Origin of the sequence: Actinomadura sp. KC345, from assembly GCF_004348515.1 — a bacterium.
Taxonomy (GTDB): domain Bacteria; phylum Actinomycetota; class Actinomycetes; order Streptosporangiales; family Streptosporangiaceae; genus Spirillospora.
This window is the reverse complement of record NZ_SMKH01000167.1, coordinates 1-16,437: the sequence shown is the minus strand read 5'-3', so window position 1 is coordinate 16,437 and position 16,437 is coordinate 1. Positions and strand designations below refer to the sequence as shown.

General features: G+C 73.2%; 17 protein-coding genes. 9 read left to right on the top strand and 8 right to left on the bottom strand.

What is annotated here, in order from left to right:
- Positions 1-1,058: 1,058 nt before the first annotated feature.
- Positions 1,059-1,229: a hypothetical protein gene (locus E1281_RS24755; protein ID WP_207943473.1), complete on the top strand. Its 171-nt coding sequence runs from the start codon at positions 1,059-1,061 to the stop codon at positions 1,227-1,229.
- A gap of 212 nt (positions 1,230-1,441) precedes the next feature.
- On the opposite strand, the gene E1281_RS24750 is transcribed toward E1281_RS24755, so the two are convergent.
- Positions 1,442-2,722, bottom strand: a complete 1,281-nt coding sequence (locus E1281_RS24750) for an MFS transporter (protein ID WP_243717363.1) — start codon at positions 2,720-2,722, stop codon at positions 1,442-1,444.
- Between the two features lie 84 nt (positions 2,723-2,806).
- Positions 2,807-3,001, bottom strand: coding sequence for a hypothetical protein (locus tag E1281_RS24745; protein ID WP_131882058.1), 195 nt, complete (start codon positions 2,999-3,001; stop codon positions 2,807-2,809).
- Between the two features lie 571 nt (positions 3,002-3,572).
- Here E1281_RS24745 and E1281_RS24740 point away from each other — a divergent pair.
- Complete coding sequence (locus E1281_RS24740) at positions 3,573-4,025, top strand: cysteine dioxygenase family protein (RefSeq protein WP_131882057.1); 453 nt, start codon at positions 3,573-3,575, stop codon at positions 4,023-4,025.
- A 204-nt stretch (positions 4,026-4,229) separates the two neighbouring features.
- Complete coding sequence (locus tag E1281_RS24735) at positions 4,230-4,757, top strand: flavin reductase family protein (RefSeq protein WP_131882056.1); 528 nt, start codon at positions 4,230-4,232, stop codon at positions 4,755-4,757.
- Positions 4,758-4,775: 18 nt separating this feature from the next.
- Here E1281_RS24735 and E1281_RS24730 read toward each other — a convergent pair whose 3' ends face one another.
- Positions 4,776-5,774: an enoyl-CoA hydratase/isomerase family protein gene (locus E1281_RS24730; protein WP_207943472.1), complete on the bottom strand. Its 999-nt coding sequence runs from the start codon at positions 5,772-5,774 to the stop codon at positions 4,776-4,778.
- 52 nt (positions 5,775-5,826) lie between these two features.
- Here E1281_RS24730 and E1281_RS24725 point away from each other — a divergent pair, with 52 nt between their 5' ends.
- Both E1281_RS24725 and E1281_RS24720 read left to right on the top strand, forming a co-directional pair.
- Complete coding sequence (locus E1281_RS24725) at positions 5,827-7,062, top strand: CoA transferase (RefSeq protein WP_131882054.1); 1,236 nt, start codon at positions 5,827-5,829, stop codon at positions 7,060-7,062.
- Positions 7,059-8,423 (top strand): amidohydrolase family protein, encoded by a 1,365-nt coding sequence (locus tag E1281_RS24720; RefSeq protein WP_131882053.1) that lies wholly within the window; start codon positions 7,059-7,061, stop codon positions 8,421-8,423. The genes E1281_RS24725 and E1281_RS24720 overlap by 4 nt, the downstream gene beginning before the upstream one ends.
- A 72-nt stretch (positions 8,424-8,495) precedes the next feature.
- On the opposite strand, the gene E1281_RS24715 is transcribed toward E1281_RS24720, so the two are convergent.
- Positions 8,496-9,602: a S1 family peptidase gene (locus E1281_RS24715; RefSeq protein ID WP_131882052.1), complete on the bottom strand. Its 1,107-nt coding sequence runs from the start codon at positions 9,600-9,602 to the stop codon at positions 8,496-8,498.
- Between the two features lie 130 nt (positions 9,603-9,732).
- Between E1281_RS24715 and E1281_RS24710 the strand changes: the two genes are divergently transcribed.
- Both E1281_RS24710 and E1281_RS24705 read left to right on the top strand, forming a co-directional pair.
- Positions 9,733-10,584, top strand: a complete 852-nt coding sequence (locus tag E1281_RS24710) for a DUF72 domain-containing protein (RefSeq protein ID WP_131882051.1) — start codon at positions 9,733-9,735, stop codon at positions 10,582-10,584.
- A gap of 116 nt (positions 10,585-10,700) precedes the next feature.
- Positions 10,701-11,297 (top strand): CBS domain-containing protein, encoded by a 597-nt coding sequence (locus tag E1281_RS24705; RefSeq protein WP_131882050.1) that lies wholly within the window; start codon positions 10,701-10,703, stop codon positions 11,295-11,297.
- Between the two features lie 32 nt (positions 11,298-11,329).
- Here E1281_RS24705 and E1281_RS24700 read toward each other — a convergent pair whose 3' ends face one another.
- On the bottom strand, positions 11,330-12,247 hold the full coding sequence (locus tag E1281_RS24700; protein WP_243717360.1) for a PDR/VanB family oxidoreductase: 918 nt from the start codon (positions 12,245-12,247) through the stop codon (positions 11,330-11,332).
- Between the two features lie 59 nt (positions 12,248-12,306).
- Positions 12,307-12,561, bottom strand: coding sequence for a hypothetical protein (locus tag E1281_RS24695; RefSeq protein WP_131882048.1), 255 nt, complete (start codon positions 12,559-12,561; stop codon positions 12,307-12,309).
- Between the two features lie 488 nt (positions 12,562-13,049).
- Here E1281_RS24695 and E1281_RS24690 point away from each other — a divergent pair, with 488 nt between their 5' ends.
- Positions 13,050-13,409, top strand: coding sequence for an MmcQ/YjbR family DNA-binding protein (locus E1281_RS24690; RefSeq protein ID WP_131882047.1), 360 nt, complete (start codon positions 13,050-13,052; stop codon positions 13,407-13,409).
- 64 nt (positions 13,410-13,473) lie between these two features.
- Here the strand turns inward: E1281_RS24690 and E1281_RS24685 are convergent, their stop codons facing one another.
- Together E1281_RS24685 and E1281_RS24680 are read right to left on the bottom strand one after the other, a co-directional pair.
- Positions 13,474-14,454, bottom strand: coding sequence for a hypothetical protein (locus tag E1281_RS24685; protein ID WP_131882046.1), 981 nt, complete (start codon positions 14,452-14,454; stop codon positions 13,474-13,476).
- Positions 14,455-14,629: 175 nt separating this feature from the next.
- Positions 14,630-15,382: an alpha/beta fold hydrolase gene (locus E1281_RS24680; RefSeq protein WP_131882045.1), complete on the bottom strand. Its 753-nt coding sequence runs from the start codon at positions 15,380-15,382 to the stop codon at positions 14,630-14,632.
- A gap of 325 nt (positions 15,383-15,707) precedes the next feature.
- Between E1281_RS24680 and E1281_RS24675 the strand changes: the two genes are divergently transcribed.
- Positions 15,708-16,043 carry a hypothetical protein gene (locus E1281_RS24675; protein ID WP_131882044.1) on the top strand — a complete coding sequence of 112 codons (336 nt, stop codon included), beginning with the start codon at positions 15,708-15,710 and terminating at the stop codon, positions 16,041-16,043.
- Positions 16,044-16,437 lie beyond the last annotated feature (394 nt).

Here is a 16,437-nt window from a genome sequence, read left to right as displayed (position 1 = left end):
CTTCACTTGGAAAGTGCTCCAGAACTTGGTGCGGACAGGACCTTCAGCAAGCCCTATCCTCCCAGTTCAGGAGCACTTTTCTCATGTCAACGGCCAGTCGGAATCAACCCGCCATGAAAGCGGGAGGGTAGCCGCCGATGGGCGGCCGCCACGCTCGCCCCGGACTCACCCGGCAGATGCCGCCACGCACATGCGCTGGTCAGCACGTACACGATCGCGGATCCCGCGCGGGCGGCACGACGGCCCGTCCGCGGCCGGGCGGCAGTGCTGGCTCGCCGGCCGGTCCACGCCGTGAGGCCCCGGCCCTGCACGAGCCCGGACCCGGTTTCCGTGACGCCGCGGTCCGGCAAGGTCATGGCCACCGAACGCCCGCTCAACGATTTCTGAGAAAGAACCGGTCCCCCACGCATGCGCGTGGGAGCCGGTCAATCAGTTAACGAACCCAATCACCAATCAGTCACGGTTCGGGCACACCCAAACGGGGGTGCCATCCTTGCCCGTCTTGCCGACCAGGCGTCCACCGCAATTCCCGCATGTCATCTGTATCTCTCCTTTGTAGGCAACATTTCGATGCATCGACGGCCTTGACCGCCGACGCCGCGAGTTTAGGCAGTGAGCCGCCTCAGAACCGCTCCTCTCGGCTTCATCGCCGGACGCGGCGCCGCGACGCCGATCAGCCATGGCCCTCGTTCGCGCCCGCCGCCCAGCCGCTGCCGGTTCCGGCGGTCATCGTCCCGATCCCGCTCGCCGAACGCGCGGCGGCACCGGGCGCGGCCGTTCCGGGAACGCGTCCCGGACCCGCGCCGCCATCGCCCGACCTCGCCGGACTCTGCGTTATGCGGATCTAGAGGCCCCGTTCTTCCGGGCCCTGAGATCCGACTGAACGGAGTCCATCCGATGATCCTCGTTCGCCCGTCCGTACGGGCGTCCGCCACGGCCGGGCTGGCCGGGCTGGCCGGGCCAATTACATCGGCCGTCCGCCCACCGCCGAGGCGGTCGCCGGGCGGCGCCTGGGGCCGCTCGGCGGCGCGCTGTCGTTCCTCGCGATCGGCTGCCCGGTGTGCAACGAGGCGGTCCTCCTGCTGCTGGGCACATCCGGCGCGCTGACGATCTGGGCCCCGCTGCAGCCGGTCGTGGCCCTGCTGTCGATCGCGCTGCTGGTCGCGGCGGCGGTACGGCGCCTCGTCGGTGAGATCGACTGCCCGGTCGGCCTGCCCGGCTCCTCCTGAAACCTTCCCACGCCGTCCGCACCGCGCGGACGATCCACTCGCGCAGGGCCGTCCGTCGGCACCGCCGTACCGGACGGCCGGCTCCTGGCGGGCCTCGCGGCCGTGGCCGCCGCCGCGGCCGGTGCGTTCCTGTGGCGCGGCCTACGGGACGGCGAGCGGGCGCGGACCGACCAGCGGTCCGACAGGATCACCCGCTGACGTGGCGGCCCGGCTCACCGGACGCGTGCGGTCGCGGCGATGGCGGGCAGGACCGCGAGGGCGAGGACGCCGCCCGCCAGGGCGAGGAAGGGGAAGCCGGCGGTGGCGACGACCATGCCCGAGGCCAGGCCCCCGGTGGCGCCGGCCAGGGCGATCGCGACGTCGACCATGCCCTGGGTCTTGGCGCGGGTGGCCAGGGGCACGGAGTCGGTGATGATCGCGGTGCCGGAGATCAGGCCGAAGTTCCAGCCGAGTCCGAGCAGGGCGAGGCCGAGGGCCAGCAGCGCGACCGAGTCGCCCGGGGCGAGGGCGGCGACGATCCCCGACGCCAGGAGGGTGATTCCGGAGGCCGAGGCGATGGTGCGGCGGCCGCGGCGGTCGACCAGCCGGCCGGTCAGCGGGGAGGGCAGGTACATGGCGGCGACATGGATGGCGATGACCAGGCCGGAGGCACCGGTGCCGTGGCCGTGGTCGTCCATGTGGACGGGGGTCATCGTCATGACCGCGACCATCACCAGCTGGGTGAGGATCATCACCGTCGCCCCGAGCAGAACACCGCGCGTACCGCCCGCGGTCGTGTCCTGTGCGGACGGGTCGGTCTTCCCCGCGTCCTGTGCCGCGGCTGCGGATTCCTGGAGGTGGAGGCTGCGGGCGAGGAGAAGCGGGTCGGGGCGCAGCCAGACGGCCAGGACCAGGGCGGCCAAGGCATAGGCGGCGGTGGCGAGGATGAACGGGCCTGCCAGGTGGGGGATGCCCACGGCATGGGCAAGGTGGCCGGTGGGCGAGGCGAGGTTCGGCCCGATGACTCCACCGAGGGTGGTGGCGACCAGGACGGTGGAGACGGCCCGTGCGCGATGGGCGGGAGAGGCCAGGTCGGCTCCGGCGTAGCGGGCCTGCAGGTTGGTGGCGGTGCCGGCGCCGTAGAGGAACAGGGCGGCGAACAGGAGCCAGGGCGTGTCGGTGGCGGCAGCGACCAGGACCCCGGCGCTGCCGACGGCACCGGTGAGGTAACCGGCGGCCAGGCCCGGCCGGCGCCCGCGGGCCTGAGAGACGCGGCCGACGGCGACGGCGGCCAGCGCCGACCCGGCGGTGAACAGGGCGCTGGGCAGGCCGGCCAGGTCGGTGGCGCCGAGCATGTCCTGGGCCAGCAGGGCGCCGACCGTGATCCCGGCGGCCAGCCCCGCGCCGCTGAGCAGCTGCGAGGAGACCAGAACCGTCTGGACGCGGCGCTGGATCCGCGGTGCCGGGCCCCGCGGGTCCGGGTCCCGGGTGCGCTGCACGCGGTCCTGCTCCACAACCACTCCTGACGGACGGGAACGACTCAGGCATGCGAGAACACACCGAGTGCGAACGCGATGCGTATCGACGGCTCGTCTCGGTCAGGGGGCGCTTGCCGCGGCGACGACGGCCAGGATCACTATCAGAGCCAGGAGGACGAAGGTCAGGCCGAAGACCACGTACATCGCGGCGATGCCCGGCCACTTCTGCGGTGGAGCGCCGAGCGCGCCGCCCATGAAGGCGACCATGGGCGCGCGGTATTCGAGATGCAGCTGCGCGCCCGGTTGCACCGGCACGGTCGCCCCGGCGCGCCCGATCTCCGGCGGCAGGATGTAGGGGATGTGGATCCCCAGCTGATGGTGGCCCGCGGAAGCGGCAGCGCGTTGGGGCCCCACCTGCCGCGGACGCGCTGCCCGTTCAGCGTGATCACGGGTGAGAAGAAGCTGTACATGAACGCCAGCGGGTGGTACTTGATGTCGAGGAGCACCTGGCCTTGACCGGCAGGGGCGTGGCCCGCCCACTGGTGCCCGCCCGGCTGCCCGTACCCGCCTGGCGAAGGCTGTTGCGGGGGCATGCCCCAGGGTTGGTTCATGGTCCTCTTTCTGCGGCTTTGCCGGACAAACCTATCTCACGAGGGCTGCATGCCTCGGGCTTCGGGTCCGGAAACCACGTGACCGGACACCCGAGCCGGGCGTCGTACTGGACTATTCAGATTGACTAAGTATGGAATTTTCTCCATGATGGGCCCATGCATTCGGGGCTCTCTCTGTGGCGGCGACCGCACGTGGATCTCGGGCGGCTGGCCGGCTGTCTGTGTCGGCTCACCGCGCCTGACCGACCGCCCGCTGCACCATGGAGAGGAACAGGATGACGACGAGCACGACCGCGGCGCAGGCCACGGCCCTGGCCGCGACGGTCGCGGAGCTGGCCGAGTACTGCGACGACTGGCTGCCCCGCGTGCGGCTCAGCCCGCAGGGGCGCTGGTACGAGCGCCTCCACCACGACGGCGACCGGGAGATCTGGCTGATCAGCTGGCTGCCGGGCCAGTCCACGGGGCTGCACGACCACGGCGGCTCCCGGGGGGCCTTCGCGGTCGCGCTCGGCGCCCTGGAGGAGCGGGATCTCGGCGCGGTACGCCGGCTCCGGGCGGGAGAGCCCCGGGCGTTCGGCGCCGACTACGTGCACGAGGTCCGCAACGTCTCGACCGCGCCCGCGGTCAGCGTGCACGCGTACTCGCCGCCGCTCACGACCGTGAACCGCTACGAACTCGCGGGCGGGCGCCTGGTGCGGCTCGCCACCGAGGAGTCCGCGCAATGGTGACCCCGCCCTCGCCGGGCCGGGCGGCGGACGCCGGCTCCCGGGGGTGACACGGCTGGAGAGCCGGATCGGCCGAGGCCCGCTCACGGCCGATCCGAGCGGTCTCCCCTGGGCGCGGGTCCGGTCCGGTCACGGCGGCGCGGCGGCCGGACCGGGCCCGTACGTCCGCATCCCCCGGCGAACTCCGGGCACGAAAGGAGCAACCCCATGGACGCTGCGCACCTCGCCGCGCGACGGGAGCGCCTCGGCGGCGCCGGCGCGGAGGCGTTCCGGAACGCGCTGGCCCGCCATGCCAGCGGCGTCGTCGCCGTCACCGCCGCGGTCGACGGCACCCCCGTCGGGCTGACCGCCACGTCGTTCACCAGCGTCAGCCTCACGCCGCCGCTGATCTCCTTCTACATCGCCGACTCCTCCACCACCTGGCCCCGGCTCAGCCGGGCCGGTGTGTTCGGTGTCCATCTCCTGGCGGAGAACCAGTCCGGGCTGGCCGCGCGCTTCGCCGACCCGGGTGCCGACCGGTTCGCCCCGCCCACGGCGTGGCGCCCGAGCGACGAGGACGTCCCGCTGATCGACGGCGCCACGGCCCACCTCGTCTGCGGGCGCCACGAGACCCGCGTGATCGGCGACCACTGGCTCGTCGTCGGGCACGTCAGGCGGGTGCTCCTGAACCGCCGGCGGTCGCCGCTGCTCTACCACGAGGGGGCCTTCGGAGGGTTCCTGGGCCACCACCCGTGAAGCGGCGGCCGGCGCGCGTCAGGCCGCCGTCACCTCGTCGATGAGACCCCAGGCCAGTGCGGTGCCGACGTCGACGGGGACCCCGGTGAGCGCCATGAAGAGGGTGCGCCAGCGGCCGACGCGGCGCGGGATGCTCACCGTCCCGCCCGCCCCCGGGATCAGGCCCATGGAGACCTCGGGCAGCCGGAACGTCGTGCCCGGACGGGCCGTGACCCGTCCCGCGAAGGCGGGGAGCTCGATGCCCGCGCCGACGCAGGGGCCGTGCGCGCTGACCTCGACGCGGTCGGCGAGCCGGTGGATCAGGCGCCCCGCGCCGCCCCTCGTCCGGACGAGATGCGCGGTCGCGAGATCGGGGGCGGTGCCGAACTCGTCCAGGTCCCCGCCGGAGCAGAACGCGGGCCCCGCCCCCTGGAGGACGAGCGTGACGTCCTTGTCGGCGACGGCGACGGCCAGTGCGTCCACGAGCGCGTCGCGCAGTCGGCGTCCGAAGGCGTTGCGCCGCTCCGGGCGGTTCAGCGTGACCGACAGGCGGTCGCCGTCCCGCGTGACCACCACGGGCTCGGCGGCCTCGGGCGGGAGCGGGCGCGGGCCGCGCAGCGACAGCCAGGCCGCGAACTCCGCCCCGCCGAGCAGCGCGGAGTAGGCGTAGGACTCGACGTCCAGCGCCGCGTGGACGGGCAGGCTCTCGGTCGCCCGCAGGACGTCGCGCAGCATCAGGGACGCCCGCGGGTTGCGCGCGACGGCCTCGCGCACGCCGTCCGGATCCCCGGCCGCGACGGTCTCCCGGCCGCCCGGCCCGAACGTGAGGTCCAGCGCGCGGGCGAGCCGCGGATCGCCGGGCCCGACGCCCACGAGGATCCGGTCGCACTCGCGGGCCCGGCGCACGGCGCGCTCGACGACGCCGGGCTCGGCGGGCGCCAGCTCGACGACCGCGAGCGGATCGCGCACGCCGCCGTCCGGTCCGAGGAGCGGCAGGTCCGCCGCCCCGTCCGCGAGGTCGGCGATGGAGATGTGCACGGCCGGTCCCTCTCGCCGGGAGACTGCAAGGTCCGGAGTGTATCGTCGGGCCATGCCGCCGGGCGAGGACGAGGCGTCGCGGGTGAGCGGGCCGGATCCGCTCCTGACCTGGGCGGCGTCGGGTGTGCCGCTTCTCTGCGGCCACCCCGCCGGGCCGCCGCTGGTCCCGCCGGGGAGCGCCGCCGCGGCGGCCGCCGGGCTGGGCGAGCGGTTCGGTGTGGACGGCGCCCGCCTCCTGTCCGAACGCGCCGCCTTCACCGGCCATCGGCGCGGGGGGCGCACGTCCGCCGGGGGCGCCTGCCGCCTTCTTCCCACGGCGGACGGCTGGGCCGCGGTCTCCTGCGCCCGTCCCGACGACCCCGCGCTTCTCGGCGCTCTCGCCGGAGCGCGGGTGAACGATGATCCTTGGCCGGTCGTCGCACCCTGGTTGCGCGGCCATACCGGCGCCGAACTGGCCGAACGCGCCGCGCTCCTGGGGATCGCCGCCGGACCGGTCCAGGCGGCGCCCGCCTCGCCGCGCGTCCCGCGCCCGCTGTCGCCGCGTCCGTTGAAGGACGCGCTGGTGGTCGATTTCAGCGCGCTGTGGGCCGGCCCGCTGTGCGCCCACCTGCTCGGGCTGGCCGGAGCCCGCGTCGTCAAGGTCGAGACTCCCGGCCGCCCGGACGGAGCCCGGCGCGGCGACGCCGGCTTCTACGACCTCCTCCACGCCGGCCACCGCTCGGTCGTCCTGGACCCGGCCGTCCCCGCCGGACGCCGTGCGCTGGCCGCCCTGGTGGACGCGGCCGACATCGTCATCGAGGCGTCCCGGCCGCGCGCCCTCGCCCGCTTCGGCCTGGACGCGGGGGCCGCGGTCGCCGCGGGCACCACCTGGGTCTCCATCACCGCCTACGGCCGCGACGAGGACCGCGTGGGCTTCGGCGACGACGTGGCCGCCGCGGGCGGTCTGGTCTGCCGCGACGGGGACGGCGCTCCGCTCTTCTGCGGCGACGCCATCGCCGACCCTCTCACCGGCCTGACCGCCGCCGGCCTGGCGGCGACCGCGCCGCCGGACGGCGCCGGTGTCCTCTGGGACGTCTCCATGCGCGATGTCGTCGCGGCCACCCTCCCCCCTGGCGATCCGTCTCCCAGCCCGTCCGCGGTCCGGCACGGCGACGCCTGGCTGATCGAGACCGGGGACGGGGCCGTCCCGGTCACCGGTCCGGCACGGCGCCGACCGTCCGGCGCCGCTCCGGCGATGGGGCGGCACACCGCCGAGGTCCTGACCGCCCTCGGGATCCCGGTCCCATGAGCGGGCTCCTGCTGCGGGACGCGGAGATCGGCGGGCGGGAGCGCGCCGATGTGCGGGTGGCCGGCGAGACGGTCGCCGACATCGGGAGCGGGCTGGCGCGGCGGCCCGGCGAGCGGGTCGTCGAGTGCGGCGGGGGCGCGCTGATCCCGGGGCTGCGCGATGACCATCTGCACCTGCACGCGCTGGCGGCCTGGAGGCGGTCGGTCCCCTGCGGGCCGCCGTCCGTGACCGGACGGGACGGGCTCCGCACGGCGCTGCGGAACGCCGTGCCCGACGAAAGCGGCTGGGTGCGCGGCGTCGGTTACGCCGAGGGCGTCGCCGGAGACCTCGACGCCGCCGCGCTCGACGCCCTGCGGGCCGACGTGCCGGTGCGGGTACAGCACCGCAGCGGCGCGCTGTGGGTCCTCAACTCGGCGGCCGCCCGGGAGGCGGGCCTGGATCCGGGTGATCACCCGGGGATCGAGCGCGACGGCGGCGGGCGCCCCACCGGGCGGCTGTGGCGGGCGGACGGCTGGCTTCGGGCCCGTCTCCCCGCGCCGCGACCCATGGATCTCGGCCAGGTCGGGCGGGATCTGGCGCGGCTCGGCATCACCGCCGTGACGGACGCGACGCCCGACCTCACGGACACGGCGCTCGCATCGATCGAGGAGGCCGCCCGGGACGGGGCACTCCCCCAGCGCGTGCGCCTTCTCGGCGTGCCGCTGGACGCGAGCACCTCGCACCCGCGCGTCGGCACGGGCCCGTACAAGATCGTCCTGGCCGACTCGGGGCTGCCGTCTCTCGGCGACCTGATCGGGCGGATCAGGCTCGCCCACGAGCGGGCGCGGCCCGTCGCGGTGCACTGCGTCACCCGGGAGGCGCTCCTGCTCCTCCTGGCGGCGTTCGACGACACCGGGGTCCTGGACGGCGACCGCGTCGAGCACGGCGCGCTCATTCCGGCCGAGAGCGTCCCCGACCTGGCGCGGCGCGGGCTCCGGGTGGTCACGCAGCCCGGGTTCGTCGCCGACCGCGGAGACGACTACCTGCGCGACGTGCCGGCCGAGGACCTGCCCGACCTCTACCGGTGCCGGAGCCTGATCGAGGCCGGGGTACCGGTCGCGCTGTCCAGCGATGCGCCCTACGGACCGCTCGACCCCTGGGCCGTGATGGAGGCGGCCGTCCACCGCGCCGCGCGGTCGGGCGCGGTCGTCGGACGGAGCGAGGCCCTCACGGCGCGGTCCGCTCTCCGTTCGTACCTCACCGCGCCGCGCGAGGCCGCCGGGCTCGTGCTTCTGCACGTCCCGCTCGGCGAGGCGCTCACGCGGCTCTCCGCCGCCGACGTCCGCGCGACCATCGCGGACGGCCGGGTGTTCGAGACGTAGCCGGACGGAGGAACGGCGTCGTCCGGGTCCTCCCGAGGCAGACGACCTTTCCCGTTCCGAGAGTGCGGGGTCTCACGAGACGTCGAGACCGAAGGCCTCCATGGGTTCGCTGACCGGCTGGAAGAACGTGACGCCGCCGACTTGGCAGTCGCCCGAGCCGCCCGAGGTCAGGCCGAGGGCCGTGCTCCCCCTGAAGAGCGCGCCCCCGCTGTCGCCCGGCTCCGCGCAGACCGTGGTCTGGATCAGGCCGCTGACCGTGCCCTCCGGGAAGTTCACCGTGGCGTCGGTGGCGAGGACGCGGCCGACGGCCAGCCCGGTGGTGCTGCCGCTGCGCGCGACCTCCTGGCCGACGACCGCCTCACCGGCCTCGGTGATCTCCTGGGCTTGGCCGTTGTAGAGGTTGACCGCGCTCTCCCCCGCCTCCTCGGTCTGGACGAGCGCGAAGTCGTCGCCGGGGAAACTGCTCTCCACCGTCGTCCCGAGCGGCTCGGCGCCGAACCGGTCGGCGGTCCAGTCCTCGACGATGTTGCCGCAGTGCCCGGCGGTGAGGAAGAAGCTCCGCGCGCCGCGTGTGACGTTGAAGCCGTGCGAGCAGCGCGGCCCCTGGCCGAAGATCGGGTCGCCGCCGAACGCGAGAGTGCGCAGGCGTCCGTCGATGCGGACCATCCGCACCGCCGCCCCCATCCGCCGGGCGGTCCGGCGGACGTCCGCCATCTCCGTCCCGGTGACCGAGTCGTCGGTCCAGACCGTGACCCTGGACGTCGCGGGGTCGACGGCCCAGCCGGTGCCCGCCACGCCCGTGAAGGACTGGCGGAGGGTGGCGGTGATCCGGTTCAGGGTCGCCGGGCTGCGCTGCGTCATCTTGGGCACGGCCCCGGCCGAGCGCACCATGGCGGCGTCGCCGGCGTTGGTGACGGTGACGACGGGGCGGCCCGCGGAGTCGACGTAGGCGCCGGCCGTGCGGACGCCGAGCCGGTCGGTCAGCCTCGCCGCCAGCGCCCCGGCCGAGTCCTGCCGGGCGGCCGCCGCCCGCTCGCCGGTCAGGGCGGCCTCCTGCCCGCCGGCGGACCGGTCGGGCGTCCGCACCACGTACAGCGAGCCGGCCACGAGGCCCGCGGATCCGGCGGCCACCGCGGTGCACGTCACCGCGGTGCGCAGACGACTCTTTCTCGCCCTCATGGGGGTTCCTCCAAGGTCCGAATCCTTGATGTACGCGTCGGTACGCACCCTGGGGCCCCTGAGTTCAAAGCCCGGCGGAGCGGCAGGTGAGGGGCCCGCGAGGCGGCCGCGGTTCGGTAGCGTCGGGTTCATGCGGCTTCACGTGGGGTGCGCGATGTGGACCCATCCGTCGTGGCAGGGGCGGTTCCTGCCTCATCCGCTCCCTCCGGGCGAGCGGCTCCGGGCCTATGCGGGCTGGTGCAACGCCGTCGAAGGCAACACGACCTTCTACGCGACGCCGTCGCGGAGCACGGTGGAGACCTGGGCGCGGCAGACCGCGCCGGACTTCCGGTTCGTGGTCAAGCTGCCGAGGCCGATCACCCATGAGCTGCGCCTCGACGGGGCCGGCGAGGGACTCCGGGCCTTCCTGGACGCGATCGAGCCGCTCGGGCCGCGGGCCCACGCGCTGTGGGTGCAGTTGCCGGGGTCGTTCGGCCCCGCGGACCTCGGGACGCTGGCGGGCTTCCTGCGCCGCCTGCCCCGGGAGCACCGGTACGCCGTCGAGGTGCGCCACCGCGCCTTCTTCGAGGACCCGCGGTGCGAGCGCGACCTCGAACGGGCCCTCGGCGGAGCCGGCGCCGAATGGGTCCCCTTCGACACCACCATGTTCTTCCGGACCCGTCCGTCCAGCGACGCCGAACGGGACGCGTGGACGAAGAAGCCCCGCGTACCGCGCCGATCGGCGGCGCTGACCGACCGTCCGATCGTCCGCTACCTCGGCCGGGACGACACCGCGGAGACGATCGAGGGCTGGCGGTACTGGGCCGGGAAGACCGCCGAGTGGCTCCGCGAGGGACGCGCGCCGACCTTCTTCGTCCACACGCCGGACAACGCCGAGGCCCTGACGCTCGCCCGCCGGTTCCACGACGAGGTGCGGAGCCTGGTCCCCGGACTCGAACCGCTGCCCGAACCGGAGCCGGCCGAGCCCCCGACCCTCTTCTGACGCGCACGGCCAAGGGCCCTGTGCTCGCGGCGCCCGCCGGGCGATGCTGTAAGCGAGGGTCAGGGCGGCCCCGCCCGGGTAGGTGAACGGCGTCCTGGCCGGAAGGAGGACGCGCCATGCTGGTCCGGGAGGCGATGACCTCGCCCGTCGTGACGATTCCGAGGACGGCCACCGTCCGGCAGGCGGTCCGCGTCCTGCACGAGCACGGCATCACCGCGCTTCCCGTCGTCGACGAACCGGGCCGGCTGGCCGGCATCGTCAGCGAGATGGACCTGCTCAAGGGCGTGTTCGACAACGACCCGAGGGCGTTCCTCCGGCCCGTCGCCACGCCCGCGGCCCCGTCGCCTCGGCTGGTCGAGGACGTCATGACCCGCGACGTGGAGACCGTCCGGCCCAACACCGACGTGGCGGCGCTCGCCGAGCTGATGATGGAGACGCGGATCAAGAGCGTCCCCGTGCTGGCCGGCTCCGCCGTCGTCGGCATCGTCGGCCGCCGCGACCTCATCGCGATCCTGGCCCGCTGCGACGCCCGCATCCGGGACGACGTCCTGGCGGCGATCGCCGAGTACGGCCCGGACGGCTCGACCTGGGACGTGTCGGTCCGCGACGGCGCCGTCGAACTGCAAGGCCGAGCGGACGATTCGGCCCAGCGGATAGCCGGCGTCCTGGCCCGGACCGTGCCCGGCGTCACCCACGTCTCGATCCACACCTGACCGGCGAGCCGTCCCGCCCTCCTGGCCCGCGCTCAGAGTTCGAGGACGAGCCGTGATCCGCGAGCGCGCGAGACGCAGATCATCATGAAGCCGCCGTCCGCGCGCTCCTCCTCGGTCAGGACCGAGTCGCGGTGGTCGGGCTCGCCTTCGAGGACGGGCGTCTCGCACGTCCCGCACGTCCCCTCGCGGCAGGACGACAAAACGTTGACGCCCGCCTTCTCCACGGTCTCCAGAATCGAGCGGCCGGGCTCGACGTCCAGGGTCGTGCCGCTCACCGCGAGCTCGACCTCGAACGACTCGTCCGGGCCGGTGACGGCCTTCGGGGCGAACCGCTCCGTGCGCAGCGATCCCACGCCCCACGCGGCGCATCGTTCCTCGGCCGCCGCGAGCATGGCCTCCGGACCGCAGCAGTAGACCAGCGTGCCGGGCGCAACGGCCGCCAGTGCGCCATCAAGGTCGAGCAAGCCGCACTCGTCCTGGGGACGGACGTCGACCCGCTCCCCATACCCGGACAACTCGTCCAGGAATGCCATGGCGGAGCGCCGGCGTCCGCCGTACACGAGCCGCCAGTCCGCCCCCGCGGCATCGGCGGCGGCCACCATCGGCAGGATCGGCGTGATGCCGATCCCGCCCGCGAGGAACAGGTAGCGGGGCGCCCGCTGCAGAGGAAAGTTGTTACGAGGCCCGCGCGTCGTGAGTCTGTCGCCTTGACGAACCCGGTCATGAACGACCGTCGACCCGAGCCCTTCCTTCAGCACCCCGACCCGCCATGTCCGCGAGTCGCCCGGGTCGCCGCACAGCGAGTACTGCCGGACCAGCCCCTCACCGAGCACCACATCTATATGCGCCCCGGGCCGCCAGGACGGCAGCTCGCCCCCGTCCGCGGCACGCAGGGTCAATCCGGCGACCCCGTCAGCGAGGTCGGCCCGTCCGCCAACAACGACCTCCACCTCACTCACCCCCTGCCCGGCCACCATCACAACCGCTCACCAAGACCGGCAGCCACCCGTCACCTCGCGTTCTGCGAACACCACCGCCCGGCACCGGGCGCCACTTCCTCGGCCGACCCGGTGAGGCCTGACGCCACGACCATCACCGATCGCCTGACGCGCGTCAGCACGGCTTCCATCAAGCGGAAAAGCCGGGTTCCGCGGCCATGCACACCCGAAAGAATCACGAGCACGGCCGTCACCGCCAAGTGACCCGTGACCGGCGAGCCACCCGCGCGCCGCCCAGCAAGAAACCCGCCCACCAGCACGTTCACCAGGACACGCGCCGCCCGACAAGGCGTTCGCCCCTCACCACCCGACCGACCTCGGGGACGCGGCCCATGCTTCCCAGGGCCGCGTCCCCCACCCCGACCACCCGTGAACAACGCCTCACCCACCACCGCACCGCGGAGACAGGCGGGGAAGAAGGAACCGTCACGCACCTTGATCGACCACCCCCCTCAAGCACGCTACGGCTGCACATCCGCACGCACCGACCAGCACCGACGGCACCTCCCCCGACATGCTTCGCCATGCCTGGGCCAGGACCAGGCACTGCCGCGGAGGCGGAGTGATCTCAACGCGGGCGGAACAGAACCCAAGGAGCGCACGGCAACCGGCCCCGACGGCTCTCACCGGGTCCGGCTCCGCCGGAGGACCGGGTTCGCGCCTACGATTGCCGAGAACCTGGATGCGTCCGGCCCGCTGGGAACGGTGAGTCGTGGGAAGGGCGCTGAGGTCGCGACCACGGGGAGGAAAGCACATGAGTGACATCGACGGGCACTCGCGGATCCGGGAGATCTGCCTGTCGTTTCCGGAGGCGACGGAGAAACCGTTCGGCGGGCACACGGCACCGTCCTTCCGGGTTCGCGACAAGCTGTTCGTCATGACCAGCGAGGACGGCCTCTCGATGATGTTCAAGGCGGGGCCCGGCGTCCAGGAGGCCCTCGTGGCGGAGGATCCCGAGCGCTTCTTCGTTCCGAAATACGTTGGCAGCAAGGGATGGGTCGGCGCCAACCTCACGGTCGAGCACGATTGGGACGAGATGGCCGAACTCATCGAGGACAGTTATCGTCTCATCGCCCCGAAACGCCTGGCGAACCTCCTGGATCGCCAGCAGTAGCGAGGCACCTCCCCCAGCGCCGCCCCCTGATCGCCATATGCGCTTCACCGTCAGGGAATGGCCGTCAGCGGCGGCGTTGGAGGACGGCCAGGCGAGCGCCTAGGCGTTCCATGGTTGCGTCATCAGGTTCCCAGCCTCGCTGGAGGAGCGCGGTCAGCAGCGCCTCCATATAGGGCGCTGGACGGTACAGGAAATGCTTCGTAACGGAAATCACCTCCCACCCCATCTCCGTGGCGAGCCAATACCGGCGGCGCGCATCATGAGTGCGGGCCCCGGAACCGGTGTGATGGCGTTCGCCGTCGTATTCGAGGCCGACACGCAATTCCGGATAGCCGAGGTCGATGTAAAGCCACCCCCCGTGCGGGCCCATCACCGGTACCTGGGTGTGCGGACGCGGAAAGCCGGATTCGACGACGGCCATCCGGGTCCAGCTCTCGCCCGGCGAGGCCGCGCCGCGATCGCCGACGCGGATGGTCTCCCGTAGTCGCTTGTTGCCGCGGTACCCGCGCAGACCGCGGGCCATCACGGCGAGTTCGTCGGTGCCCACTCCCCGCCGCAGGAACTGGTCCAACGCCGCGACCGCTTCGTAGCGAGGGAGCCAGCGCGCACAGTCCAGAGCCGTTCTGGCCAGGGATGTCAGGCGCACCCCCGCCCGCTCCACGACATGCTCGGCCGGGAGTTCCACCGTGTCGGCACTGACCGGGGACGGCCCCCTCGGACTCGACGAGATGCCGAGCGAAGCCGGTGGTGAGGAGGCCGGACTCCGCGACGAGGCGGGCGTGGCGGGCCCGGGTTCGAGCTTGTTCGAGGTGATGAGGTCGACGGGCCAGTCGGCCTCGTCCACCCCTGGGGGTAAGACGTCCAAGCCCCAGATCCATGCCGCGGTGCGGCGTGCGACGACGGCCTCCTTCGGCAGCAGGTTGCTGAGCGCGATCGATCGCACGGCGAGCGAGGACCCCTTCACGGGGACGAAATAGACGCCGGGGCCGACGGGGACGACCGAATCGCCGGCCGTCCGCTTCCAGGTAAGGCTGAATCCGTCCATGTGCACCGATGATGGTCGGGTGGCCGCCCCTCCATGAGGTGACCGCGACAATGTGGAAAACGTCGGATGCCCCTTCGTCCACCACGAAGATCGGGGCCGCGGCGGACGGGCCGCCCGCGCAGACCGCCACCACGCGCAGACAGCGCTCACAGGTGGGGGCGACCCGGGCTGGTCCCTAGGTACTGGAGGCTGCGGCCCAATCGCCGATTCGCTTGATCAAGCCTGGTGTGGCGGCCACTTCCGCGTGGCCGAAATCCGGCTCCACCCACAGTTCACGTGGGTCGCGGGCGGCGCCGTACAACTGCCGGCCATGTTCCAGAGGAAAGAACGGATCGGCGTCCCCGTGCACGACCAGGAGCGGTACGGGGGCGATCCGGCCGACGACCTCGAATGGAGCCTTTGGCACGGGGTCCCATCCTCGTGGAGCGATCCGGGTCCCGCGGGCCAGGCGCACAGCCAGCCGCCCGACGCGTCGCTCGATCGCCCAGTGCACGCGCCGCATCGGCACCGTGTCGCGGTAGTACCAGCGGGCCGGCGCGCTGACGGAGACCACCGCGTCCACCCCGCCGTGCAATGCCGCGTGCCGGACGGCGATGGCACCGCCCATGGAGAACCCCGCGACGGCGATCCGCCCGTATCCCCGGCGGCGCGCAGCCGCGACCGCCGCGTCGAGGTCGAGGATCTCGCGGTCACCGACGGTGGATTGCCCACCGGACCTGCCGTGGCCACGGAAGTCGAGCGCGATGACCCCGCCGCGCCGGTTGAGGGCACCGGCGATGCGGCGGAGGGCGGCGTGCCGCCACGAGCACGTGAAGCCGTGCGCCAGGATGAAGCACAGATCGCCGTCGCCCCACCGATGACCTGCGTCGATCCGCACGTCATCGGTGGTGTAGAGCGAGAGGGCCTCGGGAATCACCACGTTCTCCATGATCGGTCATCGCCTCTCCGCGACCACGCGCGACCCCTCTGACCAGGGGAGAGATGATCACGACACGACTCCGTACAGCAGCCCTACGGCGTCACCTCGGAATGCACCGACGACCAAGGAACCGCTTCTATCTGGGCCGGCACCGACCCGCCCGCACCCCGCCGGGCGCCAAGTCCGCAGGCCGTGTTCACAGCCATGATCGGCGCGGATCGGGCACGCTCGACTTCACTCAATCTTGGGGCTGATTTGAGGGGCGGTGGGGTAGGTAGCCGGACGTGTCTGGAGGGCTGGTTGAGCGACGGGCTCGGGCGTCGGGCTGGCTGGTATGGGCAGCGAAGACCGCGCGCTCCGGGTGAAGGCGCGCGGGAGCCGGTGGAAGGCCGAAGGCGGCGCCGCCGTGCTGCCGGACGGCCCTGCGCATGGTGAGCCGCGTGCGGTGCGCACGCGAGAGACCGCGGAGTACGCGCGTGAGGCGATGATCTCCTCGGCGCACGCGCATGACCGGGCCGCGCAACTCCTCGAACGGATGGCCGCCGCCCACCCGGAGGAGGCCGACCTGCATCTGCAAGCCGCCACCCGGCACCGCAGGTGGGCCGAGAACGACCGGAAACTCGCGAACGAACATCCGCCGCATGGCGGCGACCCGGATGGTGGTGAATGAGCGCGCCGAGTCGCAGGGAGAGGTGACCCCCGAAGCTGACCGCCGCACTCCGGGCCCTCTCGGCGCGGGTGCCGGGCCTGCGGCCGGGTGTCGCGGTCGAGGACCTGGTCTGGCGGCGCGGCCTGACGGACGCGGGGCCGGTCGCGGCGCCCGTCGGATTCTCCTGAGGCACGCCCATGCGCGGACTCACCGGCGTGGCCGAGGTCGGGCTTTCCGAGGCTAAAACCCGTCCGCCATCGCACACCGAGGCCCCTGCCACGCCCCGGCTGGAGGGGTGCTCACCTGGCACACCGTGCCCTCCAAGGGGGTATCTCCCGAAGCCATCACCTCGCCCCGTGGGGTGTGGTGGGGGACTGGAGGTTGGGGGACTGTGCAGGAATCGGTTGAGCAGTGT